24 protein-coding genes are annotated in these 22,032 nt (G+C 65.7%); 17 read left to right on the forward strand and 7 right to left on the reverse strand.

What is annotated here, in order from left to right:
* Positions 1 to 91 precede the first annotated feature (91 nt).
* A complete protein-coding gene (locus AC1M2K_RS15290; protein ID WP_480241595.1) occupies positions 92 to 601 on the forward strand; it encodes an ASCH domain-containing protein in 510 nt (169 codons plus the stop codon).
* Positions 602 to 665: 64 nt separating this feature from the next.
* Here AC1M2K_RS15290 and AC1M2K_RS15295 read toward each other — a convergent pair whose 3' ends face one another.
* Complete coding sequence (locus AC1M2K_RS15295; RefSeq protein WP_480241596.1) at positions 666 to 1,214, reverse strand: nitroreductase family deazaflavin-dependent oxidoreductase; 549 nt, start codon at positions 1,212 to 1,214, stop codon at positions 666 to 668.
* A 232-nt stretch (positions 1,215 to 1,446) separates the two neighbouring features.
* Positions 1,447 to 2,226, reverse strand: coding sequence for a class I SAM-dependent methyltransferase (locus tag AC1M2K_RS15300; RefSeq protein WP_480241597.1), 780 nt, complete (start codon positions 2,224 to 2,226; stop codon positions 1,447 to 1,449).
* Positions 2,227 to 2,419: 193 nt separating this feature from the next.
* Here AC1M2K_RS15300 and AC1M2K_RS15305 point away from each other — a divergent pair, with 193 nt between their 5' ends.
* The 5 genes from AC1M2K_RS15305 to AC1M2K_RS15325 are packed head-to-tail and all read left to right on the forward strand — an operon-like array spanning position 2,420 to position 4,671.
* On the forward strand, positions 2,420 to 3,142 hold the full coding sequence (locus AC1M2K_RS15305; protein WP_480241598.1) for a DUF4386 domain-containing protein: 723 nt from the start codon (positions 2,420 to 2,422) through the stop codon (positions 3,140 to 3,142).
* On the forward strand, positions 3,132 to 3,557 hold the full coding sequence (locus tag AC1M2K_RS15310) for a hypothetical protein (RefSeq protein WP_480241599.1): 426 nt from the start codon (positions 3,132 to 3,134) through the stop codon (positions 3,555 to 3,557). The genes AC1M2K_RS15305 and AC1M2K_RS15310 overlap by 11 nt, the downstream gene beginning before the upstream one ends.
* Positions 3,551 to 3,766: a helix-turn-helix transcriptional regulator gene (locus AC1M2K_RS15315; RefSeq protein WP_480236301.1), complete on the forward strand. Its 216-nt coding sequence runs from the start codon at positions 3,551 to 3,553 to the stop codon at positions 3,764 to 3,766. Before AC1M2K_RS15310 ends, AC1M2K_RS15315 begins: the two co-directional genes overlap by 7 nt.
* A 57-nt stretch (positions 3,767 to 3,823) precedes the next feature.
* On the forward strand, positions 3,824 to 4,174 hold the full coding sequence (locus AC1M2K_RS15320) for an ArsR/SmtB family transcription factor (RefSeq protein ID WP_480241600.1): 351 nt from the start codon (positions 3,824 to 3,826) through the stop codon (positions 4,172 to 4,174).
* Positions 4,171 to 4,671 (forward strand): SRPBCC family protein, encoded by a 501-nt coding sequence (locus AC1M2K_RS15325; RefSeq protein WP_480241601.1) that lies wholly within the window; start codon positions 4,171 to 4,173, stop codon positions 4,669 to 4,671. The genes AC1M2K_RS15320 and AC1M2K_RS15325 overlap by 4 nt, the downstream gene beginning before the upstream one ends.
* 244 nt (positions 4,672 to 4,915) lie before the next feature.
* Here the strand turns inward: AC1M2K_RS15325 and msrA are convergent, their stop codons facing one another.
* A complete protein-coding gene (msrA, locus tag AC1M2K_RS15330; RefSeq protein ID WP_480241602.1) occupies positions 4,916 to 5,434 on the reverse strand; it encodes a peptide-methionine (S)-S-oxide reductase MsrA in 519 nt (172 codons plus the stop codon).
* A 195-nt stretch (positions 5,435 to 5,629) separates the two neighbouring features.
* Between msrA and AC1M2K_RS15335 the strand changes: the two genes are divergently transcribed.
* The 7 genes from AC1M2K_RS15335 (at position 5,630) to AC1M2K_RS15365 (ending at position 11,269) form a co-directional block, all read left to right on the forward strand.
* The gene (locus AC1M2K_RS15335) at positions 5,630 to 5,920 is read left to right on the forward strand and encodes a DUF4287 domain-containing protein (protein ID WP_480241603.1); all 291 of its coding nucleotides are present in this window, start codon (positions 5,630 to 5,632) and stop codon (positions 5,918 to 5,920) included.
* A 78-nt stretch (positions 5,921 to 5,998) separates the two neighbouring features.
* The gene (locus AC1M2K_RS15340) at positions 5,999 to 7,789 is read left to right on the forward strand and encodes a DEAD/DEAH box helicase (RefSeq protein WP_480241604.1); all 1,791 of its coding nucleotides are present in this window, start codon (positions 5,999 to 6,001) and stop codon (positions 7,787 to 7,789) included.
* 75 nt (positions 7,790 to 7,864) lie between these two features.
* Positions 7,865 to 8,161: a DUF503 domain-containing protein gene (locus AC1M2K_RS15345; RefSeq protein WP_480241605.1), complete on the forward strand. Its 297-nt coding sequence runs from the start codon at positions 7,865 to 7,867 to the stop codon at positions 8,159 to 8,161.
* Between the two features lie 98 nt (positions 8,162 to 8,259).
* Positions 8,260 to 9,342, forward strand: a complete 1,083-nt coding sequence (locus AC1M2K_RS15350; RefSeq protein WP_480241606.1) for an NYN domain-containing protein — start codon at positions 8,260 to 8,262, stop codon at positions 9,340 to 9,342.
* A gap of 97 nt (positions 9,343 to 9,439) precedes the next feature.
* Complete coding sequence (locus tag AC1M2K_RS15355) at positions 9,440 to 9,997, forward strand: hypothetical protein (RefSeq protein ID WP_480241607.1); 558 nt, start codon at positions 9,440 to 9,442, stop codon at positions 9,995 to 9,997.
* Positions 9,994 to 11,061, forward strand: a complete 1,068-nt coding sequence (locus tag AC1M2K_RS15360) for a S66 family peptidase (protein WP_480241608.1) — start codon at positions 9,994 to 9,996, stop codon at positions 11,059 to 11,061. Before AC1M2K_RS15355 ends, AC1M2K_RS15360 begins: the two co-directional genes overlap by 4 nt.
* Positions 11,051 to 11,269 carry a helix-hairpin-helix domain-containing protein gene (locus AC1M2K_RS15365; protein WP_480241609.1) on the forward strand — a complete coding sequence of 73 codons (219 nt, stop codon included), beginning with the start codon at positions 11,051 to 11,053 and terminating at the stop codon, positions 11,267 to 11,269. Before AC1M2K_RS15360 ends, AC1M2K_RS15365 begins: the two co-directional genes overlap by 11 nt.
* A gap of 22 nt (positions 11,270 to 11,291) precedes the next feature.
* On the opposite strand, the gene AC1M2K_RS15370 is transcribed toward AC1M2K_RS15365, so the two are convergent.
* The gene (locus AC1M2K_RS15370; protein WP_480241610.1) at positions 11,292 to 13,457 is read right to left on the reverse strand and encodes a M66 family metalloprotease; all 2,166 of its coding nucleotides are present in this window, start codon (positions 13,455 to 13,457) and stop codon (positions 11,292 to 11,294) included.
* A 238-nt stretch (positions 13,458 to 13,695) separates the two neighbouring features.
* Between AC1M2K_RS15370 and AC1M2K_RS15375 the strand changes: the two genes are divergently transcribed.
* A complete protein-coding gene (locus AC1M2K_RS15375) occupies positions 13,696 to 14,085 on the forward strand; it encodes an SHOCT domain-containing protein (RefSeq protein ID WP_480241611.1) in 390 nt (129 codons plus the stop codon).
* 78 nt (positions 14,086 to 14,163) lie between these two features.
* A complete protein-coding gene (locus tag AC1M2K_RS15380; RefSeq protein ID WP_480241612.1) occupies positions 14,164 to 14,829 on the forward strand; it encodes a GAP family protein in 666 nt (221 codons plus the stop codon).
* Between the two features lie 96 nt (positions 14,830 to 14,925).
* On the opposite strand, the gene AC1M2K_RS15385 is transcribed toward AC1M2K_RS15380, so the two are convergent.
* Positions 14,926 to 15,318 carry a PLD nuclease N-terminal domain-containing protein gene (locus tag AC1M2K_RS15385; protein ID WP_480241613.1) on the reverse strand — a complete coding sequence of 131 codons (393 nt, stop codon included), beginning with the start codon at positions 15,316 to 15,318 and terminating at the stop codon, positions 14,926 to 14,928.
* Positions 15,319 to 15,936: 618 nt separating this feature from the next.
* On the opposite strand from AC1M2K_RS15385, the gene AC1M2K_RS15390 reads away from it, so the two are divergent.
* Entirely contained in the window at positions 15,937 to 18,264 is a 2,328-nt protein-coding gene (locus tag AC1M2K_RS15390) for a winged helix-turn-helix domain-containing protein (RefSeq protein ID WP_480241614.1), read from the forward strand.
* Positions 18,265 to 18,613: 349 nt separating this feature from the next.
* On the opposite strand, the gene AC1M2K_RS15395 is transcribed toward AC1M2K_RS15390, so the two are convergent.
* Both AC1M2K_RS15395 and AC1M2K_RS15400 read right to left on the reverse strand, forming a co-directional pair.
* A complete protein-coding gene (locus AC1M2K_RS15395) occupies positions 18,614 to 19,261 on the reverse strand; it encodes a hypothetical protein (RefSeq protein WP_480241615.1) in 648 nt (215 codons plus the stop codon).
* On the reverse strand, positions 19,245 to 20,069 hold the full coding sequence (locus AC1M2K_RS15400; protein ID WP_480236285.1) for a bestrophin-like domain: 825 nt from the start codon (positions 20,067 to 20,069) through the stop codon (positions 19,245 to 19,247). Before AC1M2K_RS15400 ends, AC1M2K_RS15395 begins: the two co-directional genes overlap by 17 nt.
* 238 nt (positions 20,070 to 20,307) lie before the next feature.
* On the opposite strand from AC1M2K_RS15400, the gene AC1M2K_RS15405 reads away from it, so the two are divergent.
* A complete protein-coding gene (locus tag AC1M2K_RS15405) occupies positions 20,308 to 21,930 on the forward strand; it encodes a collagen-binding domain-containing protein (RefSeq protein WP_480241616.1) in 1,623 nt (540 codons plus the stop codon).
* Positions 21,931 to 22,032 lie beyond the last annotated feature (102 nt).

Here is a 22,032-nt window from a genome sequence, read left to right on the forward strand (position 1 = left end):
TAATCGTCGTGACGTCTCGCCGCCCGTCAGTGGGGAGCATCCGGGGCCGACAGCTCACCCGTGCGACTCGGCCATCTGGAACACTGGACGGATGCCTGATCATGAACTCCCGGCTGCAGCGCCGGACACCGCGGCGGGGGCGGCGTTCTGGGCCGAGTACTCCGCCGCCCACCCGGACGCCGTACGCACCTGCCCCGAATACACCGTCGAACACTTCGGCGATTCAGCGCGCCTGGCCGACGAACTGCTGCACGAGGTGATGCACGGGGCAAAACGAGCGACAGCCGAGCTGGCCGCCGCATTCGCTGCCGACGGTGACCCCCTGCCGAGGATCGGCTCGCACTGGATCGCCTGCGACAGCACAGGCATACCACGGATCATCATGCGCAGCGTCGAATTCCGGCTCGGCACCTTCGACAGCGTCGACGAGACATTCGCGTGGGACGAGGGCGAGGACGACCGCACGCTGGCGAGTTGGAGGCGTGGGCACGCGAACTACTGGACCCGCACCTGCGCCGCACGGGGAACGACCTGGAGCCAATCGGACGAGATCGTGCTCGAGCGATTCCGGGTGGTCTGGCCGCCCGACCTCGCCGACTGATCACGCCGACGGACGACTGTCGTTCTCCCCTTCCGTTGAGAAGTGCCTGGGGATCCGTTCCCCGTCAGAGGGGTCGGTCGAGTGGATCGCGAGTGCCATCATGCGGGACCTCTTCTTCGGCTGGGATGCTGCGAACCGGCTGGAGAAGGAAGAGGCGCACAGTCCTTCCTGAATCCCGCTCATAGCCGCGATAGCCGGGCCACTGCCTTTCGATGCGCTGCCATGCCGCGTCGCGCTCGGTGTCGGCGATCCGGCTCGCGTGAACCGCGAACGATCTCCCGCGCACCGTGATCGACGCTTGCGGGTGTGCCGCCAGGTTGTAGGTCCACGAAGGGTGCCTGTCGCGGGCGAAGCTCGTGCCGGCGACGATGGCGCGCCCGCTGCCGTCCGGCGTGTACATCAGAACGGTGTCGCGAACGACACCGCTTCTCGCCCCGACCGAATGCAACACGAGCGACGGAACGAGGAGGCCGCTCACCTGGATGCGACCCCTGCTGAGAACACGAACGAGACGTTCAAGTGGCGGAAGCACGCGTGGACCGATCCAACGGAACAGACGCGTGCGCGTGACCGGCGCGACGATGGAACGGACGACATGCAGCACGGTGGGCATGCCTTCATTCTGGACCGCACAGGGTGCCGATAGCATTCCCCACCGGAACAGTCAGTATGCGGAGGAGCCCATCGATGGACCGTGGCACGGATCCGCTGTGCACCGACGCGGTGCCTGGGACGTACCGTCCATTTCCGTTCGAACTGCAGACCGTAGCGGCTCATCCTGCGGTTGTTGTGCGCTCAGATCGGGCGACGACGCCGGGCACCCACCGCACGACCTGACTTCGGCTTCAATGCTCCGCGCGAGCACCGTCGGCCGGTGGGGTCCGAGCGATCACATACCGGAACGCGTTCACCAGCCGGTATCCCCCGCCACCGGTCAGGAAGGGTTGCGCCGCCTCGATCACTGTTGCAGCGCCGGCGGCGAGTCCGTCTGCGTCTTCACCCATCAGAATGCCGCGGACGAGCCGGACATCGTCTGGCACCTCCCACGGCACCTCCACCAGTCCCGAGGCCAGCGCGAGCAGACCAGAGCCGTCGACCAGTCGTTCCAGACCTCCCGGCATGCGAAGGTCACCGTCCGGCAGAAGTTCCTCGTCGAAGGATGCCGCGACGGCGGCCTCGATGACATTGAGGTCGTTGCGCTCCCCCTCCGCCCAGTTCGCGACAGCGATGAACCCGCCGGGAACAGTGACCCGCGCCAGTTCGCCGAGCGCGGCGTGAGTGTCGTCAGCAAACTGAAGCGCGTTGACGGAAGCAGTGACATCGAAGGTGTTCGCCGGCCATGGGAGAGACTCGGCGGAACCCAGCCGGAGGTCTGCGGCCGGCACACGCGACCGCGCCCGTTCAATCATCGCGGGGGCTGGATCGATGCCCGCCGTCACCGCGCCGGCCCGCTCGAGCATGGCGAGGAATTCTCCGCTGCCACAGCCGACGTCGAGCACGTGTGAGCCGGTACGGATGCCGGTGAGCTCCATGATCCGTCGGCGGACGGGGTGTGCGACGTCGCCCCAGAGCTCAGCCCACTCCCCCGCAACCGCCGACCACGCATCCTCAGTGGCGCCGTCCACGTGCTCTCCTTCATCGCGATGAATCCTGGCGGGATCCGCCCCGGCGGTCACACTAACACCAGGACGACCGACGTTCACGGTGGCTCTGACCCGCTCGATGTCTGGTCAACCTGACATCATGTAAAGAATTCTTGACATTGAGTCTGGTCTGTTTTACATTTACGTAATCCACCCGTCAACCAGGGAGCCGGTCATGGCCACACTTCACCGCCCACCACGGGCACGCCCGCACGGACACACCCAACACGCCGCCGCCGCTCCCGGTCAGGCAAGCATGGTCGCCGGCATCTCGCTCGCGCTCATGGCCGTCCTCGGCGGCTGGGCAAACTTCGGCGCCCTGACCCCGCTCATCGCGGCAGGCGACGCCGCCAGGACCACCGCGAACATCGCCGCAGCCGAACCGCTCTTCCGCGCCGGCATCGCTGCGATGATCATCGTGGCTCTCCTCGACATCGTCGTGGCCGTCGCCCTGCTCGTCATTCTCGAGCCCGTGAACCGGGGCCTCGCGGTGACAGCCGCCGCACTCCGCGCGGCATACGCCGGCGGCCTGGTCGTCGCGGTGAGCCAGCTCGTGACGGTTCCTGCACTTCTCGACGAACCCGCCCAGGCGATGCGCGCGATCGAGGCCTACGACGCCACCTGGCAGGTGAGCCTGATCCTCTTCGCCGTTCACCTGCTCGTCATCGGCTGGCTCGGCTTCCGGTCAGGCTTCATGCCGCGAATCTTCGGCGTCCTGCTCGTCATAGCCGGGCTGGGCTACCTTGCCGACGGATTCGGCGCCGTGCTCGTTCCGGACTTCTCGCCGACCTTCGCGCTCTTCACCTTCGTCGGTGAAGTGGCACTGATCTTCTGGCTCCTCATCTCGGGACGCAAGCTCGGCGACCGATCGAACACGGGGGCATCCGATGTCGTCTGAGGAGAAGAACACCTGGGCGTTCGGGATCATCGCCGTCGCCGGGTACGTGACCTACCTGGTCGTCCTGTTGTCCCAGTCGGAGACGCCGCTCACCGCCACGCCGTACGTGCTGCCGATGCTGTCCACGATCGGCGGCGCGATCCTGGCCGGCATCATCGCGGGCATCGTCATCGGCATCTCTTCCGGACCCGACAGGGAGAAGAAGGACCAGCGGGATCGCCAGATCTATCGCAGGGGCGAGTACATCGGCCACGCGTTCGTGCTGGCCGGCGCGATCGTCGCCCTGCTTCTGGCGATGCTCGAGGCTGACACGTTCTGGATCGCCAACGTGATCTACCTTGCCTTCGTCCTCGCCGCTGTGGCGGCCACCATCGTGAAGATCACCGCATACCGCCGCGGGTTCGCCCAGTGGTGAAGAAAAGCCGGGTGACGAACTCGATTCGAGCCCTCCGCTTCGCGCGCGGTGAGATGACCCAGGCCGAGCTCGCCGAACAGATCGGCGTCACCCGCCAGACGGTGATCGCGATCGAACAGGGCCGCTACTCCCCCTCACTGGAGACCGCCTTTCAGATTGCCATGACGTTCGGCGTGCCGCTCGACGAGGTGTTCCAGTACGACGCGTGAACTACCGGGTTATGGACCACTGGTATTGCCGTGGACGCTGTGCTAACGTACAACCAAATGGTTGTATATCAGTTGAGCGACAGCGAAGTGGACCGCATCTTCCAGGCACTGGCGGATGCGACCCGTCGCGACATCGTCACCAGGACCCTTCAGACAGAACAGTCGGTGTCGATGCTTGCTCAGCATTACGCCATGAGCTTCGCCGCCGTACAGAAGCACGTCGCCGTGCTCGAACGGGCGACGCTCGTCACCAAGGAGCGACGAGGACGGGAGCAGATCGTGCATGGAAACGTCGAGTCTCTCCGCCGGGCAGCCCATCTGCTCGGTGCCTACGAACAGATCTGGCACGACCGTGCCATCCGGATCGGCGAAATTCTCGCCGGCCCACCGAAAGGAGAAGAACAGTGACTGTAGTCAGTTCTCACAAGGACGTCGAAAACCTCACGCTCACCTTCACCGCTGAGTTCGACGCGAACGTCGACCGTGTCTGGCAGGTCTGGGAAGACCCGAGGCAGCTCGAGCGCTGGTGGGGACCGCCCACCTGGCCGGCGACGTTCGATCGCCTCGAGTTCACTCCCGGCGGCGACGCCCGCTACTACATGACCGGACCCGAGGGCCAGAAGGCTCACGGCTGGTGGAAAGTCATCGCCATCGACGCACCGAACCGGCTCGAGTTCGAAGACGGTTTCGCCGGCGACGACGGTGAGCCCCTCGATCCGGAGGACACCACCCGGTGCGTCGTCACCTTCGAGCAGGATGCCGGCGTGACCCGGATGATTTCGGTCACCAGGTTCACAAGCGCCGAGCAGCTCCAGCAGATGTCCGAGATGGGCATGATCGAGGGAATGACCGAGGCGATGGGACAGATCGACGGAATCCTCGCGGAGAGTTCGGTCTCACGCTGACACGATCTGGCGGCACCGCGCGCGTTCGCCGTAGGCTGGGATCATGAGCAATCACATCCCGACCTGGCCAGCGCGTGCGGGCATCCCTGGGTTCCTCCTCTGGCTGAGCGTCGTCATCGGTATCGTCGGCATCGGCGGGTTCGTGTACGTGCTCATCTCCTGACCACGCCGGCACCGTCCCGTGCGGTCCGTGACGAAAGAAACGCCCCCGATGATCTCGGGGGCGTTTCGTTTGTGCTTTTCGCTAGCTGGCGACGTCCTCACGACGCGGCAGCTTCCAGCCCGGGCGCACGAAATGGCAGGTGTAGCCGTTCGGGTACTTCACCAGGTAGTCCTGGTGCTCCTCCTCGGCCTCCCAGAACGGACCGGCCGCAGTGACCTCGGTGACGACCTTGCCCGGCCAGAGTCCTGACGCGTCGACATCCGCGATGGTGTCTTCCGCGACGCGCTTCTGCTCCTCGCTGAGGTAGAAGATCGCCGAGCGGTAGCTGGCGCCGATGTCGTTGCCCTGGCGGTTCATCGTCGATGGGTCGTGGATCTGGAAGAAGAACTCGAGCACATCGCGGTAGGAGATCTGCTCTGGGTCGAAGACGATCTCGACGGCCTCGGCGTGGTTACCGTGGTTGCGGTACGTCGCGTTGGGGGTTTCCCCGCCGGAGTAGCCGACCCGGGTCGAGATCACTCCTGGGCGCTTGCGGAGAAGCTCCTGCGCTCCCCAGAAACATCCGCCGGCGAGAATCGCGGTTTCAGTGGTACCGGTCATGTGTGGCCTCCTCAGTGTTGAACCCTGTCCATTGTCGGGCATGGGCACGTTGAAGAGAACAGGGGTACGGCCCCTGCTGTTCCCGGATTCCTGAGTACGCGCCGAGAGTCCGGGGTCAGACGACTGGCCGAGGACCCCTCCATTCGCCATGATTGATCAGGCAGGAGAACACGCAGACGAAACGAGGTTGCACGGATGTCATTTCAGGCGTACCTGGACACCATTGAAGAGAAGACGGGGCTGACCCCGCGCCAGCTGCTCGCCATCGCGGGTGAGCGCGGCCTCGATGTGCCGCCGGTCAAGGCCGCGGCTGTCATCGAGTGGTTCAAGGACGACTACGGCCTCGGGCGCGGACACGCGATGGCCTTCGTCCACGTGCTGAAGAACGGTCCGACCATCTCGGACAAGCACGTCGGAACGAGCGGTGTGCATAGCGACGGCTCGAGCGAGCTGTGGCTCGACGGCAAGGCGTCGAAGCCGAACTGAGATCGATCCGGGGCGTGAAGCACCTCCAGCGGCATCCCCACAACGGATGCACATCCGCATAGGACTACCGTTAGACCTATGACTTCCCCTGAAACCACCACGCCCAGCGACGAAAAAACCGCCGGCCAGACCTTTTCCGAGCTCGGGCTCGATGACGCGGTGCTCAAAGCACTGCGGGACGTCGGATACGAGACACCGTCCGCGATCCAGGCAGCGACCATCCCCCCGCTTCTCGCCGGTCGCGATGTCGTCGGCCTCGCCCAGACCGGTACGGGCAAAACGGCGGCGTTCGCGCTGCCGATTCTGTCGCGCCTCGACCTCTCCCAGAAGACCCCGCAGGCACTCGTGCTCGCCCCCACCCGCGAACTCGCGCTCCAGGTCTGCGAGGCGTTCGAGAAGTACGCCTCACACCTGAAAGGCGTCCACGTGCTGCCCGTCTACGGTGGACAGGGCTACGGCGTCCAGCTGTCTGCCCTCCGCCGCGGGGTCCACGTCGTCGTCGGCACGCCCGGCCGCATCATGGACCACCTCGACAAAGGCACGCTCGATCTGTCCGAGCTGAAGTACCTCGTCCTCGACGAGGCCGATGAAATGCTCAAGATGGGCTTCGCCGAAGACGTCGAGACGATCCTCGCCGACACCCCGGACGACAAGCAGGTCGCCCTGTTCTCGGCGACGATGCCCGCCCAGATCCGTCGCATCTCGGCCAAGTACCTGCACGACCCCGAAGAGATCACGGTCAAGAACAAGACCACGACCTCGGTGAACACGACCCAGCGTTACCTCGTCGTCTCCTACCCGCAGAAGGTGGATGCCCTCACCCGCATCCTCGAGGTGGAGAACTTCGAAGGCATGATCGTCTTCACCCGCACGAAGAACGAGACCGAGACCCTCGCCGAGAAGCTGCGTGCCCGCGGCTACTCGGCCGCCGCGATCAACGGTGACGTCGTCCAGGCCCAGCGTGAGCGCACCGTCAATCAGCTGAAGTCCGGCAAACTCGACATCCTCGTGGCCACCGATGTCGCCGCCCGTGGTCTCGACGTCGAACGGATCAGCCACGTCGTCAACTACGACATCCCGATCGACACCGAGTCCTACGTGCACCGCATCGGCCGCACCGGTCGTGCCGGACGCAGCGGAACGGCGATCAGCTTCGTCACTCCGCGCGAACGCCGCCTGCTCACCGCGATCGAGAAGGCCACCCGCCAGCCGCTGACGCAGATGCAGCTCCCGAGCGTCGACGATGTCAACGCCACCCGCCTGACCCGCTTCGACGACGCGATCACGGATGCCCTCGGCCAGGAAGACCGGATCAGTCGCTTCCGCGACATCATCGGCCACTACATGGAGCACCACGACGTGCCTGAGGTCGACGTCGCGGCCGCCCTCGCCGTCGTCGCGCAGGGCGACTCCCCGCTGCTGCTCTCCGCTGAGGACGAGCGCGCCCAGCGCCGCGAGCAGGAATTCGAGCGTGACAGGACGGCATCACGCGAAAAGTCCCGCGACGACCGCGGCGGCCGGAGCGACCGTGGTGGACGCGACGCCAGGAGCGACCGCCCCGAACGCCGCCCTCGCAGCGGCGATTCACCCTTCGCCACCTACCGGATCGCGGTCGGCAAGCGCCAGAAGGTGGAACCGCGCCAGATCGTCGGCGCGATCGCCAACGAGGGTGGGCTGAGCCGGAACGATTTCGGCCACATCGACATCCGCCCCGACTTCTCGCTCGTCGAGCTCCCAGCGAACCTGTCGGATGATGTCCTCAACAGCCTCGCGGCAACCCGCATCGGCGGCAAGCTCATCGAGATGCGTCCGGACCGCGGCGGCCCCGCGAAGCGCGACGACAGGCCAGCGCGGAAACCCCGCTACTGAGCACGATTCTCTGAACGGCGCCCGAACGGTTTCGTTCGGGCGCCGTTCTCGTCGACGGCGTGGCATCCTGAGGACATGTGGATCGGCTGGATCGAATTCGACCTCCTGCTGGGCGACGTGCACTCGCTCAAGGAGAAACGCTCGATCGTTCGCCCCCTGATCGCGGACCTTCGGCGACGGTTCGACGTGAGCGCAGCCGAAGTCGGACACCTCGACCTGCACCGGCGCGCCGCGATCGGCGCAACCGTCGTGTCCCCCGATCATCACCATGCGGTGGACGTCCTCGACGAAGTCGAGCGCTCGGTGGCGAACCGCCCGGAACTCGAGTTGTTGTCCGCGCATCGTGGATTCGCGACCTCTTCGGACGAATGAGAGACGCGGCGGATGCCCGATGACATCCGCCCCGCTGTTGGCGCGTCCGCCGGGCACAGGCCAGACTGGGAGCACACCACTCAGCGAGAAGAGCCCCCATGCCTGAACCCGTCGACACACGCGTCGCGGTCTACATCGACTTCGACAACATCGTGATCTCGCGCTATGACCAGGTGCACGGACGCGGCCAGTTCATGCGCGATCGCGCGAGGGGCTTCAGCGCCTCGGACCGCGACGCCGACCCCGAGATCGCCGAGAAACTCGGACGCGCCACCGTCGACATCGGCGCCGTCATCGACTTCGCCTCTTCGTTCGGAACCCTCGTCCTGACCCGAGCGTACGCAGACTGGTCCGCCCAGGTGAACGCCGACTACCGCGGGCAGCTCGTCAGCCGTGCCGTCGACCTCGTACAGCTCTTCCCCGCTGCCGCGTATGCGAAGAACGGTGCGGACATCCGCCTGGCCGTCGACACGGTCGAGGACATGTTCCGGCTCCCCGACCTCACCCACGTGGTCATCGTCGCGGGCGACTCTGACTACATCGCCCTCGCCCAGCGCTGTAAAAGACTCGGCCGGTACGTCGTCGGCATCGGGGTCGCCGGCTCAACGAGCCGTTCGCTCGCCGCCGCGTGCGACGAATTCGCGACATACGACGCCCTTCCGGGCGTGAAGCCCATCGCTCCTCCAGCCGTTACTGAAAAGGCGCAGGCGAAGACCGACGGGGCACAGGCTCCGAGCACGCGGCCGTCACGCGCGAAGAAGCCTGTCACCGATGATGCGACCACGGATGCTCCGGCGAAGGACGCCCCGGCGGCCGTGGCCCCGGTGTTCTCCGACCCTGACTCTGCCGTCGCGCCGGCACGGAGACGAGCGTCGCGCCGGGCCAAGTCGCCCGACCCGGTCATCGAAGACGACGTCGAGCCCGAGCCAGACCCGCAGGAGGTCGCGACCGGCCTGCTCGAACGCGCCCTCCGCCTGGGCCACGAAAAGGACGACGCCGACTGGCTGCACAGCTCCAACGTGAAGACCCAGATGAAGCGGATGGACCCATCGTTCAGCGAGAAAGCGCTCGGCTTCCGTTCGTTCTCCGACTTCGTGAAGTCCCGCGACGCCGTCGCCGACCTCGACGAGACGAGCACCGCCAGACTGGTCCGGTTGTCACCGGCGCTCTCCGGCCGCTGATCTCCACCATTTCGCCCCGGCAGGAACTGCGCTAGCTTCGAGCCATGCCCAATCTCCAGTTAGACCTGATCAGCAACCTGATCGAAGGATGACCACCATGTGGCTGACACCCCGGCGCGGCTGGTGGCTCGGAGCGGTTCTCGCTCTCATCGGGCTGCTCACCGGCAACCTCGTCGTCACCGCGGCCTTCGCTCTCGGCGGGCAGGAACTGGCGTCGAGCCTGCTCGTCTGGGTCGTGATCACCCTCGGCGGTATCGCTCTTCCTCTGGGCGCCGCCTTCCTGGTGGCGTCGATCGTCGCGGGACAGATCCACCGTGTCAGGGCACACGTCGCGGCGGAGGCGGCGGCATCCGCCGATGAACCGCGCCTGCCTCCACGTCTGAGTTCTCGTGTTGCGATTGTTCTGGGCATCGTGTTCCTCGTCGCAGGCGTGACCCTTGACGCGTCGATGTGGCAGCCGCCGCAGACGACCGGTGAGTTCACCCCGGTTGAGAACGACCTCCTGTCCGTCCTGTGGTTCCTCTCGGCGTTGCTCACCCCGATCGGCGTCGTCCTCCTCCCCGGCGGCTGGCTGCTCGGGATGCTGGAAGACCGCACGGCCCCGGCGCCGGCGCCCCAGCCTGCCGAAGCCCCGTCGGCCGGCACCGATCAATGACTGTCCGCTTCCCTCGCCCTCTTTCACCCGAAGCGCGAATCGGGGTCACCTCGCCGTCCAGCGGCGTGGGCCCCGAGCACCGCGGCCGGCTCGATTTCGCCGTCCGGTGGCTCGAAGCGCGCGGCTACCGGGTCGAGGTCGGTTCATGCATGGACGGTAACGGACACATCAGCGCCCCCGTTCAGGAACGCGCAGCCGAATTGATGCGGATGCTCCTGGACCCTGGCATCGAGCTCGTCATTCCCCCGTGGGGTGGCGAGACGGCGATCGACCTGCTCCCGCACCTCGACTTCGAGGCGCTCGGGCGGGCGGAGCCGACGTGGGTCGTCGGTTACTCAGACATCTCCACCCTTCTCGTCCCGCTCACGCTGCTGTCGGGGTGGGCCACGATTCACGGCCCGAACCTGATGGACACCCCGTTCGATCTGCCGGAGTCCCTGGCGTCGTGGATCGACGTCGCTTCGTCACCGGGTGGGTCCGTCATCCGGCAGTCGCCCGCCGGCGTGCATCACGCAGGCGAGTGGGAGGACTGGACCGCGAATCCCGCACTCACCGCACACACGATGAACGGGTCGGGAACGTGGCGGCGCCTGGACAGCGGAACGGCACCGGTCGATGTCACCGGACGACTCATCGGCGGTTGCATCGAGACGGTCGCGCCTCTCACCGGCACCCGATACGGCGACACAGCGCGTCTCAGAGGTGCGGACGGGGACGAGGCGACTCTCGTGTATGTCGAAGCGTCGGAGGAGAACGCGTTCCTGATCTGTCGAGCCTTGCACGGAATGCGTCTGGCAGGGTTTTTCGATGGAGCCTCCGCGATCCTGATCGGCCGCACCTCGGCCCCGAACGCACCGACGCTGACCCAGGACGAGGCCGTCCTGGACGCGCTGGCGTCGCTGGATCTGCCGATCATCGCCGACGTCGAGTGCGGGCACGTCCCGCCGCAGATGTCCATCGTCAACGGGTGTTCCGCGCGTCTCGTCCATGGGGCAGGCGGCAGTCATCTCGACCAGACCCTGGGGTCTAGGTCACAGGGAGGAGCCGTGAACCATGCCCCCTGAGGACGCTGCGGTTCCGACGGAGTTCCCACGCGAGATCGGCAGGACCGCCAGGCGCGAGCTTGCCGTGCACGGGTACACCCGTTTCGACCAGCTGACCGCCGTCACGCCATCGCAGCTTCTCCAGATCCACGGCGTCGGTCCGAAAGCCGTGCGCATCCTCGCCGAGCAGCTCGCCGCGCGCGGGCTGGCGTTCGCGGAGCCCGACTGAGGGCTCCGCGACCGCGCTGGATTCACTCAGGCGAACGCTCGACCTGAACGGTGACACTCGCCTCCGCATCGGCGATCCGGACCGTCACGACACGCTCCCCCGGCTCGAGGGTGACCCAGGCGTCCAGTCCGTGAGCGACGTCGTTGCCGTCGACCGCCCATGCGGCCTCGTCGCCGACCCCTTCCGTTCCGGCGATGGATGCCCACAGTCGGACCGTCTGACCGGCCCGGTATGTGAACTGCTCCACCGGATGAAGGATGACGACGGACCCCCGCTGCTTGCGGAGCGGGACGGGGAATGGCTCGGAGTACGCGGAGAAGAATCCGTCGTGCGCCACGACTTGCAGCAATCCGTCTCCCCCGGGCAGGTCGGCCGTCGGGATCTGGGCCTCGCGCTCGGTGAGGCCTGTGGCCACCGACCTCCAGCTCCGCCCGTCGGCGGACCAGCGGAGCCAATATTCGGCCACGTCTCCCGATGAATCCCACTGCACCCAGAGGTCGCCGTTGTCGTCCTGCCTGGCGTCGCCGACCTTGACGACCGGCGGCTCTGCAGGTGCTTCTCGACGCCACACGGTCTTGTCGTCCCGATCCGTGATCTCGATCGAGGAGCCGGGTGCGACATCCGCCACGAACGCCTGGGCGAGGTAGGTCTTCGGTGCCCGGTGGCCGTGATGACCGCCTCCACCGTCGCCGCATCCGCACGCGGAGGTCTCCAGCCGGAAGAACGAGCCGCTGGCGAGCAGTCCGCCACCCTCGTCTCTGAGGTTCGCTGTGAACGACGTCTCCGTCGCCCGATGAAGCGCGGTGTGCGCCTCGACCCGTGCGACGTGGAGCACGTCGGCAACGCTGCCGTCGACAACCTTCACGATGAGCGAGAGGACCTGCTCAGCACGCGAGGGCGGTGACATCGGCAACTCCAACTCGAACGGTGGCAGGTCGAAGGGCGGATCAGGTTCGGGGATCGGCGGCCACTTCCTGATCTCCTGCCACACCAGATCCTTCCACCACCACTCGTCGATGCCAACGGTCCTCGGTGACAGCCTGTCGTTGCTGAGGAGACGCCCGTAGTGGTAAAGCCCGATCCAGCTTGGGCCTCCGTATGCCATGAAGTCACGAAAGGACTGCGGCGACGCGATGGCGCCGTTGTTGACGTCGAGACCGAACTCGCCGATCGACGCAGGCGCGTACGGCTCGTAGACGGGATACGAAGGGTCGGGGTTGGGCGCACCGCCGGCCGGCGCGTGTTCGAGTCCGCAGGCGTGTCCTGCCTCGTGGGCCAGTGTCCCCGGCTGGTTGATCGGACCGACCGCGACTCCTCCGCCGCCACACCCGCCGACCGGCCCCATCGGGACACCGGCCGGGAGCAGACCGTAGTACACCCAGCCAGGCTGGTTCCCGTCCGCCGTCCTGGCATTCGCCACCTGAGAGTGGAGGGCGTCCCAGCCCGGACCGCAGCCGGACGTCGGGAACACCGCCTGCTGGAGATGCGTCGTCAGCGTGATCGTGCCTGCCGTGCGGAACTGCGCGGTCGATTCGACGGGGAACAACGTCAGCGCGGTGCCGGACATGGCCTGAAGGTTCGTCAGGTTCGGTGCCGCGATGGTGAGATTGGGCGCGTTCGCCGCCATGCTCGCCGGGCCGTTGTACGAGATCATCACACCGGCCAGTCGCAACGTCTGGCGCAGGGTGGCCGCAACGACGACTGAACCCTGGGCTGTCCGAGAGCCGGCAGTGATGTTCGCGGTGAGCCGGAGGGTTCCGATCATCTCGGCCGCAGGGATGATGAAGTTGACCGAACCGGATGCCGCGCCCCGGCGTGCCGCATATGTGGTCGCCCCGATCGAGGGAACGGATGTCATCGACGAGGGGTCAGGGTTCAGAGTCGCGATCGTCCGCCAGAAGATGCCGTTCTCACGGCGCTGGACGTCGAGAGTCGCGGTGACTCCCGACGCACCGAAGAAGCTGTTGACGAACACTCGCACCCAGGCCGGTTTGCCGGTCACGAGCCTGATGGCGTTGTCCGCGGCGCGATCACTGGCATCCGTCAGATGCTCTTCCGAGTCGAAGTACTGGATCGCCTGTGTCACCTCGATTCCATCGAGGTACAGGCCGGCGAGCGTGTGCCACCGTTCCCCGATGATCTCTTTCCAGACGATGTCGTTCTTGATGAGGATTCTGCTGAGGTCCACGACCGCTCCTTGTGATGGTGTCTGACGACGGAAACTATCGACGCGGGTCGGGTACTCACGGGGATCGCCTCGGGTGAGGCGGGCTCACGTTACTCCCGCCGAAGTGCGCCTGACAAGGGGGCGACGGCTCACCCCGCGGCCGGGCGGCGGATGCCGAGTATCACCCGATGCGGGTGGTCAACGCTGTCGCCCGCGGGCATATCTTCGGCTCAAGCGTTTTCGACTGAGAGGCCCGCCCATGGATTCCATCTGGAACAACATCTGGTCCCTGTTCTGGCTCACGTTCTGGGGCGTGGCCGTCGTCACGTACCTCATCGCCCTCGTCTCCGTGCTCATCGACATCTTCAGGGACGGCTCCCTGAACGGCTGGCTCAAAGCCGTCTGGATCATCTTCCTGGTCTTCGTGCCTTTCCTCACCGTGCTGATCTACCTGATCGCCCGCGGTTCGGGGATGGCCGACCGCCAGGGTCGCGACAGAGGAGTCGTCAGCGAACCCGATTACACGCCACGCGCGTCCGACGCTCCGGCCGCAGACATTGCGCAGGCCAAGGCCCTGCTCGACAAGGGTGTGATCTCCGCAGGAGAGTTCGATGCGTTGAAGGCGAAGGCGCTCGGCAACAGGTACTGATCCACCGGTCACGGTCGTCAGAAGACGAGCGATTCGGTCTGCTGACGCGCCGCCACCGGCGACGAGTCGGGAGGGAACATGATCGGCGTCATCGGTCAGCTCCTCCCCCTGATGGTGGCGGCGGCGCTCAGCACGGTGCCCATCATGGTGACGATCACCATCCTCCTGGCACCACGTTCGACGGTCTCGGCGATCCTCTTCGTGATCGGCCTGCTCTCGGGATCGTTCTTTGTGACCGGGCTGCTTGCATACGGGGTGCAGTCTCTTCCGACCTTCTCTATGTTCGGCAGCGGGCCCACGGTCGCAATGGTGGCGACGGTGATCGGTCTCGCGTTCATCGCCTCCGGCATCGTGCTGTTGGTTCGGCGGGGCCGCGACTCCCGAACCGGGATGCCCCGATGGCTGCGGGCCGTCGGCACGATCAGGCCGATCACGGCTCTCGCCCTGGGCCTCGTTCTCAACATTCGCCCGAAAGCACTTCTGTTGTCGACGGCGGCCGGGCTGATCATCGGTACGGCGAGGCTGACGAACGCTGAGATCGTCGCGGCCCTCGCGATCTTCGCGATCGCAGGCGGCAGCACGGTGGCGGTCCCGGTGATTGTGGCCCTCGCACGCCCCGAAGCGACGCGGCCCCGCCTCCAAAACGCCGAGCGGTGGATTGTCCGGCACGCTCGAACGGTGACCGCTGTCGTGCTGCTTCTCATCGGCGCCATCATCCTCGGCGACGGCCTCAGCCGATTCTAGGAATGTGGCGGGACCGTCCACGACGTGAAGAAGCGGGCCCGGTGTCGTCGATGTTCGACGACGCCGGACCCGCCGGGTGTGAGTGGTGTCTACAGTTCAGCTCGCCTTGAGCGCCCGTGCTTTCAAAGCCGCGTACTCATCGTTCGTGATGGTGCCGGCGTCAAGGAGCGCCTTCGCCTTCGCGATCTCATCTGCGGAACTCGAACCAGCCACCTCACGGATGTAGTCGTTCGTCGCCCGCTGCGAGTTCGCGGCGTCCCTCTGGCTGCGCTCGGCCATCCCCTGTCCCCTCGCGATCAGGTAGATGAGGACCGTCAGGAACGGCAGGAAGATCAGGAAGATGATCCACAGCGCCTTACCCCAGCCGCTGAGCGAGCTGTCGCGGAAAAGATCGCCGATGACCGAGAAGATCGCCATGAGGTAGGCGATGAATGCGAAACTCCAGAAGAAGAGCCAGAAGAATTCCCAGAGTGTGTTCCAGATGTCCATCATCTGTCCTTTCGTTGAATGTGACCGTTGACGGCGAGGCACCAGCGATGCGGCACACACTCTGTGCAACCTGCTTGTCCCTGTTCCACAAGAGTGGCGACGGCGGAGGCACGTCGCCTCATCCGACCCGGGTGAGGTGGCCGGGCACACCCTCTTCACCCGAAATGGGCGGCTCACCGTCGCGAGCCGGGAGATGAACTTGTGGTAAACCGGGGCCACCTCACCCGAAAAGGGTGAGGTGGCGCGACTGACCGAAAGTCCTAAACTGACCTGCAGGGGCGGCTTACAGAATTTTTTTGCCTGACCGTCGCGGAGCACAGTCAGGAGCGGACCATGTCAGATCCCGAATCGATAAGTTCTGAGATACGACGGCTCCTGGTCACGCCGCGCGTCGCCTCGAGTGTTCGACCGCGTCCGCGCCTCTCACTCGCCGAGACATCCCCCATCACCGAGGTGTGGGCAACGGCAGGCGCCGGAAAGACCACGCTTCTGGCGCTATGGGCACAGGAATTGCGTACGGCGGACCATGCTGTCGCCTGGGTTGGACTGGCCACACCGAGCGTCTCCCGCCCGTCCCTGCCCTGGCTGGTGAAGTCCGCTTGCATCAGGGGAGGATGGATGGCCAATCTTTCCGCACTCGAATCAACCGACCAGCTCACCGCCGCGGACTTCAGCCCTCGGGAGGCCATGGAACCTCTCACGCTCATGATCGACGACCTGCACCGTCTGCACAGCCAGGCCGACGCAGAATGGCTGGTCGAGTTGTGCCGAGAGCGACCCGATGGCCTGCAGATCGTCCTCGCCGGCCGGTATCCGCCGCCGCTCCTGGCCCGACTCCCCCTGTGCCCGGAGACCCGGGAACTTCGCACGACCGACCTCGCCTTCACGAACGAGGAAACAGCGGCGTTCCTCGAGTCCACCGGCATCCACTTGGGCGAATCCGAGATCCAGACCGTCCAGGAGCGCACCGAGGGGTGGTCGGCCGCACTTGTGCTGCTGGCGGGTTGGCTGAAGAAGGACAAGGACGTCACGTCGTTGCCCGACGACTTCGGCGGCGACCACCGTGCCGTCGCCGACTACCTGGTGAACGAAGTCCTCAGTCAGGTCTCGGTCGAGTCCCGCGAGTTCCTGTTGACAACATCAGCGACAGACACCCTGACCGTTCCGCTCGCCGTTGAGCTGACCGGACGCGCAGATGCGGGTGCAATGCTGGAGCGGCTCGAGTCGAGAACAGCGCTCGTCAGCCACTCGACCGAAGTGGAGCACGTCTACACCTACCACTCCGTCCTTCTCAGCTACCTGCGTGCGGAGAGTAGACGTCGCGACCTCGACGCGTACTCTCGCGCACAGCGAGTCGCCGCCGAGTGGTACCGGCAACATGATCGCGTCGACACCGCATGTGAGATCCTGCTTCGCTCCGACGCGACCCGCGATCTCCTCGACTTCCTCGACAGAGAGGGCATGGGTCTCGTCTTCTCGGGCTACTCCGCGCAGGTGAAGCGATCGCTGGAGGTGCTCGCGGAGCACGGCCTGCACTCGGTGGCGACGCGCTTGCTCGAGTTGGTCCTCACTGCGCCATACCTGCCAGACAGCGTCCGTGCCGACTATCGACTCGCTGCGCTTCGGGATGCCATGTCGACGAGCAGGGACGACCTCCGTCTCGTCCATGCGGCCCTCCTCGTTCTCCGGTCGAACCCGCAGACCGCGCGTGTGGCACTCGCGAACCTCGACGCCGTCGAGGAAAGTGTGACCGTGCCCGGTCGCCTCGTCTCGGATGCTGCGCTCGACGCCCTCATCTTCTGCGCGTTGGCGCGCGGCGTGGCACTCCGCGCGCTCGGGGAGCTGGAGCGCTCCGTCTCGATCCTGAGGTCGGCCACGGCCAGCGCGCGTGAGTCCCGCCATCGCTGGCTCTATCTCAACCTGCTGGACGTGACAGCTGCGGTCGCAACGCAAATCAACGGCTGGCCCGAAGCGCTTGCCTACCGCGACCTCATCGTCGGTGATGCCCAGAACCACGCGAGATCATCAGATCTCGTCTCTGCCCGCCTCCAGCTCTCCATCGAGACCGCGGAGTTCGATGGAGGAAGCGACCCGCAAGTCACGCTTCTCGACGACATCCTGCACACCGGCAACGAACATCGGGATCTCGGACTGACCGTGCCAGCGTCGGCACTTCGGCTTCTCGTCCTTCTGGACGGCGGCGAGAACGAACGAGCCCACCTGGATGAGCTCCACCGTCTTCTTCGGGTGTACGGGCAGCGAAACCCGTTGACCCTTGCATCGTGCTCGTTCACATACATGGCACTGACCTTGCGCCTGCACGACCGCTATCGTGCACGGGAGGCGCGCGACTTCATTTCAGGCGTCCTCGATGAGAACAGCGTCGAGGCCGCTCTCGCCGCTGCGCTTTACAGCGGCTCGGGTGGCCGCCTGAGCGCCCACGAGCCGACTCTCGAACAACTGCTGATCGGGACGCCTCGCGCCTGGGATCACGGGTCGACCGTGCTCGGCTGGCTTCTCCTGGCGAAATGGGCGGACGCGACCGATCGGGTGGCCATCGCCGACGCGAGGCTCGTCCGCGCGCTGGCAACGGCCGAGCCGATGCAGGCACGCCGACCGTTCCTCGCCGACGGCGCCTGGGGTGCGCAGCTCGTCGAGTCCCGCCTCGGGCGGCTCGGCTCGTATGACGACTTCGCCGAGTCGATCGTCGAGCGTGCGCGCGATCGCAAGCCCCAGGCACAGTTCGTCGCACGCGTCGCCTTCACGCAGAAGGAGCGAGAGATCCTCAGGGAGTTGCCGCGCCATCAGAGCATCTCCGACATCGCCGTCAAACAGCGGTTGAGCCCCAACACGGTGAAGACCCACCTCAGGGCGATCTACCAGAAGCTCGGGGTCTCGGGCAGGACCGCTGCGGTCGAGACAGCGCTGGCGGAAGGCCTCCTCTAGTCGATTCGCCCGGAACGGGGGATACCCGGTCACCGCGCCCGCGGGATGCTTGAGATCAGGCTGGACGCACCGACGGCGGGAGAGAGAATGCGACCCACGCGATATGAAATCCGCATCGCCTGCGCTGTCTCAGACACGATTCGGGCCGCGTTCCCTGAATTCGACGCCGTCCAGCTCTCCCCTTCCAGCACCGTCCTGTCTGGTCTCGTCCGCGATCAATCGGACCTTCAGGGCCTCGTAGCGCGGCTGGGTGACATGGGAATAGAGATCACGGAGATCAGGACACAGCCCTGACTCGCCTCCCGAGCCCGAATTGCGGTCTGCTACGACGACGCTGTGATCTCGCGCATCAGAGCCCGATACTGATGGGGAACGTCGCGACCCAGCCGAGCGCACCCGCGAGCACGATGAACCCTCCCGCGACCATGACGACGCGCAAGCGGCGACTGGACATCTTCGTCGAGATGCCGGCGAAGAACAGCACAACGGCGTAGAGGACGACCGTCAACACATAGTTGCTGGCCCTTTGGATGTTTCGCTGCACCTCTGTCGCCGATTTTTCTGCGGCTTCGTCGAGCCGGCTTGCCTCGTTCCGCGCCGCGACCTGATACTCAGGCATCTCGAACGGCGTCTTCGGGGCGCTCGAATCGGTGAACGGCTCCGCCGCCGTCCAGGCGTCGAAAGCCACCGCGAATTCAGGCCGGAAGCGGTCCAGGTAGAAGGCGGCGAGCTCCGGATCACCGCCCCTGTCGGCGTCGGCCCACGCGATGAATGTGGCGACATCGATCTCCGTTTGCGCCTCGCCCAGGCTCGCCGCCCGAGCTGCGTCGATCCGGATCGCGTTGGTGCGGCCGGCCGCCTTGGCCTGTTCTCCGTTCCATCTCGTCGCCTGGTAGCTGCTCCAGGATGTCGCGACGGCGGCGACCACGAGCAGAATCGTGACAAGGAACTCGGCACGGCTGGCCTTCTGAGGGCCCTCGTCAGCGCGCGTTGCCATCGTCGTCACACGGTGGTTTCAGGTCGAGCCCGAGGAAGTCGAGCTCGATGTCGATGATCCGGAGTGTCCGTTCCATTGCTGTCGGGCGTAGCTGGCCCACCCCTGGCCCGTGCGGGTTGTTGAAGAAGACGAGGAGAACGAGCAGCGTCGTCATGATCAGGGTGACACTCCCCATCAGCATTCCCTGTGTCACAGCGCCTTCGGCCGGATCGGCGAAGAACAGCATGTAGACGAGGATGACAACGAAGATCGTGAAGAGGACGATCCACAGGGGAAGCGGCACGAGACCGTCCGCAGCGTAGATCCGGTCGAGACGGGCCAATTCTCGTTCCTCCGTCTGCGCCATCCATCGGTCGTACCCCGACTCTTCGGCGTGGGTCTGAGGGTCCGCTGCCTGAATCGTCAGGAACATCTGCGCACCCCATGGATTGATGGAATCGCCGAGTTCTCCTTTCTCGAGCGCCACCCACTGCGGCCCGACGACAGAGCGCGCGTAGCAGATGAGCTCACCCGTGAGATCTTTTGCCGTGTCCGCGGGCAGGAACTGAGCCGTCTCCATCTGCTGCAGGATAATCGTCGCCTCCTGTTCGGCACCCGATCGCGACTCGTCGTAGGACTGGAAAGCGATCACGATGATGAAACCAAGGAGCACCGAAAAGCCGGTGGCGAGGACGCCGAATACGCCCGAAGCACGGTCGCCGTCGCTGAAGTAGCTTCCCTCAGGAGCACGCCTGCGCACGAGAAGCATCGCCGTGATCGTGATCGCGACAGCCACGATCACCACGACGAAGCCGATGACGACGTTCACACCTTCCTCCGTTCGACGGTGCCGGTCACGCCGAGGGCTGTGGCGGGCAGAGATCGCGAGTTCCTCCATGGTGCTTGTCGTAGCGGACGGAGGTGTCCCCCGGACCGGGTGAGAAGTCCCGGGACCGCATCCACTCGTCCCTCCCGGATGCCGTGAGCGACGTTCCCCACCCGTGAGCAGCGCACCGATATTCGCTGCAACCCTTGCGATCTAGGGCTTATTCAGGCAACCTCGCTGCATGGGATTCGGGAGGGGACATCGGTTCGCCTTTGCGACGCTGGGCGTCGCGGTGGTCGTCGGGGCACTGTCGTTCAGCGGACCGATACCGGCGAGCGCCGACGTTCTCCCTGTGAACCCGGTTCGGGTTCCGCTCAACGGACACCCGGCCAACAGCGGGTTCCTCGTCTTCGTCGAAGGGGATGTCTTCATCAACGCGGACGAGGCGGAAGGTACCCTCGCTCTCGGAGGCGACCTCGGCTTCGGCACGACCTACAACGTCGGCGCCGGATCGACCCCAGCACCCACCTTCACTGCTCCGGGTGATTCCGCTCCCACCTTCCTGTACGTGGGCGGCGGCGTCTCCTTCCCTGCCGGTACCTCCGGGCCGATTCTGAGGGTGCTCAACGGCGGCTTCACCAAGGTCGCAGACACATCGACATACACGGCCTTCAACAGAGACTCCAACAATGCGGCGGTCAACTATCGACTCGTCCGCCCTGGGCAGACCTACGAGTCGAGTCCGTCCATCGAAGGCACGACTCCCAACCAGTCGCCCGCATCCATCGGCACGCCCGTGCCGTCGTCACTCATAGACATCCCCGGGGCCTTCTCGCTCTACCGGACGATCTCGTCAGACCTCGGCGGATGCGTCACGAACGCGACGTTGACCGACGATCAGGGCGCGCCACTCGTGGCGCCATACGCACCCGGCAGCCGTGGGCGGCTGCTCCTCACTCCCGGAATCACGAATGTTCTCGAGATATCGGCCAGCGACCTGGACGCACTCGCGGAGATCACCTTCCTCAACGTTCCCAACGCCGCAACGCCCCTCGTCGTGAACGTGACGGGATCGTCGTTCAACGGGACGACACCCAACCTCGCCGGTATCTCCTCGGGGGCGGCTCCGTTCATCCTCTGGAACTTCCCAGACGCCACCAGCATCACGGTGACGGGAGGGGACTCCATCGAAGGGACGCTCTATGCTCCGATTGCCGCACTCACCTGGGCGGTCACCCAGAACATCGAGGGAAACGTCATCGCCGCGAGCTTCACCCACGGGCCGCCGCCGGTTCTCGCCCAGCCGCGGGAGATCCACTCCCTCCCGTTCGCGACTGAGGTGAGCTGCAGTTCGGCACCGGACACACCGACAGGAACGCTGACTCTGGAAAAGGTCGTCGTCAACGACGACGGCACGGCTGAACCTCAGGACTGGACGCTCACGGCCACCGGGCCCACCACCATCACCGGCGCAGGCAACAGCGAGGCCGTCACCGAGCAGTCCGTGCCCACGGGCGACTACATCCTCAGCGAATCAGACGGACCGCCCGGCTATGAAGCCAGCGCATGGGAGTGTGACGGTGGCACAGTCACCGGTGACGTCGTCACCGTCGACGAAGGGGCGTCCGTCGTCTGCACCATCACGAACACCGAGAGCGCCGTCATCCCTCCCCCGGAACCGGAACCAAACCCTGATGACTCGGGCGGTGTTGCCGACGAGGGCGAGACCCTCCCTGACACCGGCGCCGACCTCTTTCCCGCAGGGACCACCGGCCTGGCTCTGCTGTTGGGCGGCCTCGTGACGATGGCGCTGTCCCGAGCGGTCGAGCGGAGGGACGTCACCCCCACACGTGGGAGGTCGTGACCACCGGCTCGTCCTGGGGCATTCAGTCGAACGACGAGGCATCCGCACCCGATCTCACCCGGAGCGGATGATTCGCCCACGATTCTCCGGGTATGGACTGGG

It is taken from the genome of Mycetocola sp. Y171, assembly GCF_056713165.1.

Bases quoted from the DNA above. Each gene is read 5' to 3' on its own strand.
- AC1M2K_RS15290 (WP_480241595.1), top strand. From the start codon at position 92: ATGCCTGATCATGAACTCCCGGCTGCAGCGCCGGACACCGCGGCGGGG.
- AC1M2K_RS15295 (WP_480241596.1), bottom strand. From the start codon at position 1,214: ATGCCCACCGTGCTGCATGTCGTCCGTTCCATCGTCGCGCCGGTCACG.
- AC1M2K_RS15305 (WP_480241598.1), top strand. From the start codon at position 2,420: ATGGCCACACTTCACCGCCCACCACGGGCACGCCCGCACGGACACACC.
- AC1M2K_RS15310 (WP_480241599.1), top strand. From the start codon at position 3,132: ATGTCGTCTGAGGAGAAGAACACCTGGGCGTTCGGGATCATCGCCGTC.
- AC1M2K_RS15320 (WP_480241600.1), top strand. From the start codon at position 3,824: ATGGTTGTATATCAGTTGAGCGACAGCGAAGTGGACCGCATCTTCCAG.
- msrA (WP_480241602.1), bottom strand. From the start codon at position 5,434: ATGACCGGTACCACTGAAACCGCGATTCTCGCCGGCGGATGTTTCTGG.
- AC1M2K_RS15335 (WP_480241603.1), top strand. From the start codon at position 5,630: ATGTCATTTCAGGCGTACCTGGACACCATTGAAGAGAAGACGGGGCTG.
- AC1M2K_RS15340 (WP_480241604.1), top strand. From the start codon at position 5,999: ATGACTTCCCCTGAAACCACCACGCCCAGCGACGAAAAAACCGCCGGC.
- AC1M2K_RS15345 (WP_480241605.1), top strand. From the start codon at position 7,865: ATGTGGATCGGCTGGATCGAATTCGACCTCCTGCTGGGCGACGTGCAC.
- AC1M2K_RS15350 (WP_480241606.1), top strand. From the start codon at position 8,260: ATGCCTGAACCCGTCGACACACGCGTCGCGGTCTACATCGACTTCGAC.
- AC1M2K_RS15355 (WP_480241607.1), top strand. From the start codon at position 9,440: ATGTGGCTGACACCCCGGCGCGGCTGGTGGCTCGGAGCGGTTCTCGCT.
- AC1M2K_RS15360 (WP_480241608.1), top strand. From the start codon at position 9,994: ATGACTGTCCGCTTCCCTCGCCCTCTTTCACCCGAAGCGCGAATCGGG.
- AC1M2K_RS15365 (WP_480241609.1), top strand. From the start codon at position 11,051: ATGCCCCCTGAGGACGCTGCGGTTCCGACGGAGTTCCCACGCGAGATC.
- AC1M2K_RS15375 (WP_480241611.1), top strand. From the start codon at position 13,696: ATGGATTCCATCTGGAACAACATCTGGTCCCTGTTCTGGCTCACGTTC.
- AC1M2K_RS15380 (WP_480241612.1), top strand. From the start codon at position 14,164: ATGATCGGCGTCATCGGTCAGCTCCTCCCCCTGATGGTGGCGGCGGCG.
- AC1M2K_RS15385 (WP_480241613.1), bottom strand. From the start codon at position 15,318: ATGGACATCTGGAACACACTCTGGGAATTCTTCTGGCTCTTCTTCTGG.
- AC1M2K_RS15390 (WP_480241614.1), top strand. From the start codon at position 15,937: ATGGCCAATCTTTCCGCACTCGAATCAACCGACCAGCTCACCGCCGCG.
- AC1M2K_RS15395 (WP_480241615.1), bottom strand. From the start codon at position 19,261: ATGGCAACGCGCGCTGACGAGGGCCCTCAGAAGGCCAGCCGTGCCGAG.
- AC1M2K_RS15405 (WP_480241616.1), top strand. From the start codon at position 20,308: ATGGGATTCGGGAGGGGACATCGGTTCGCCTTTGCGACGCTGGGCGTC.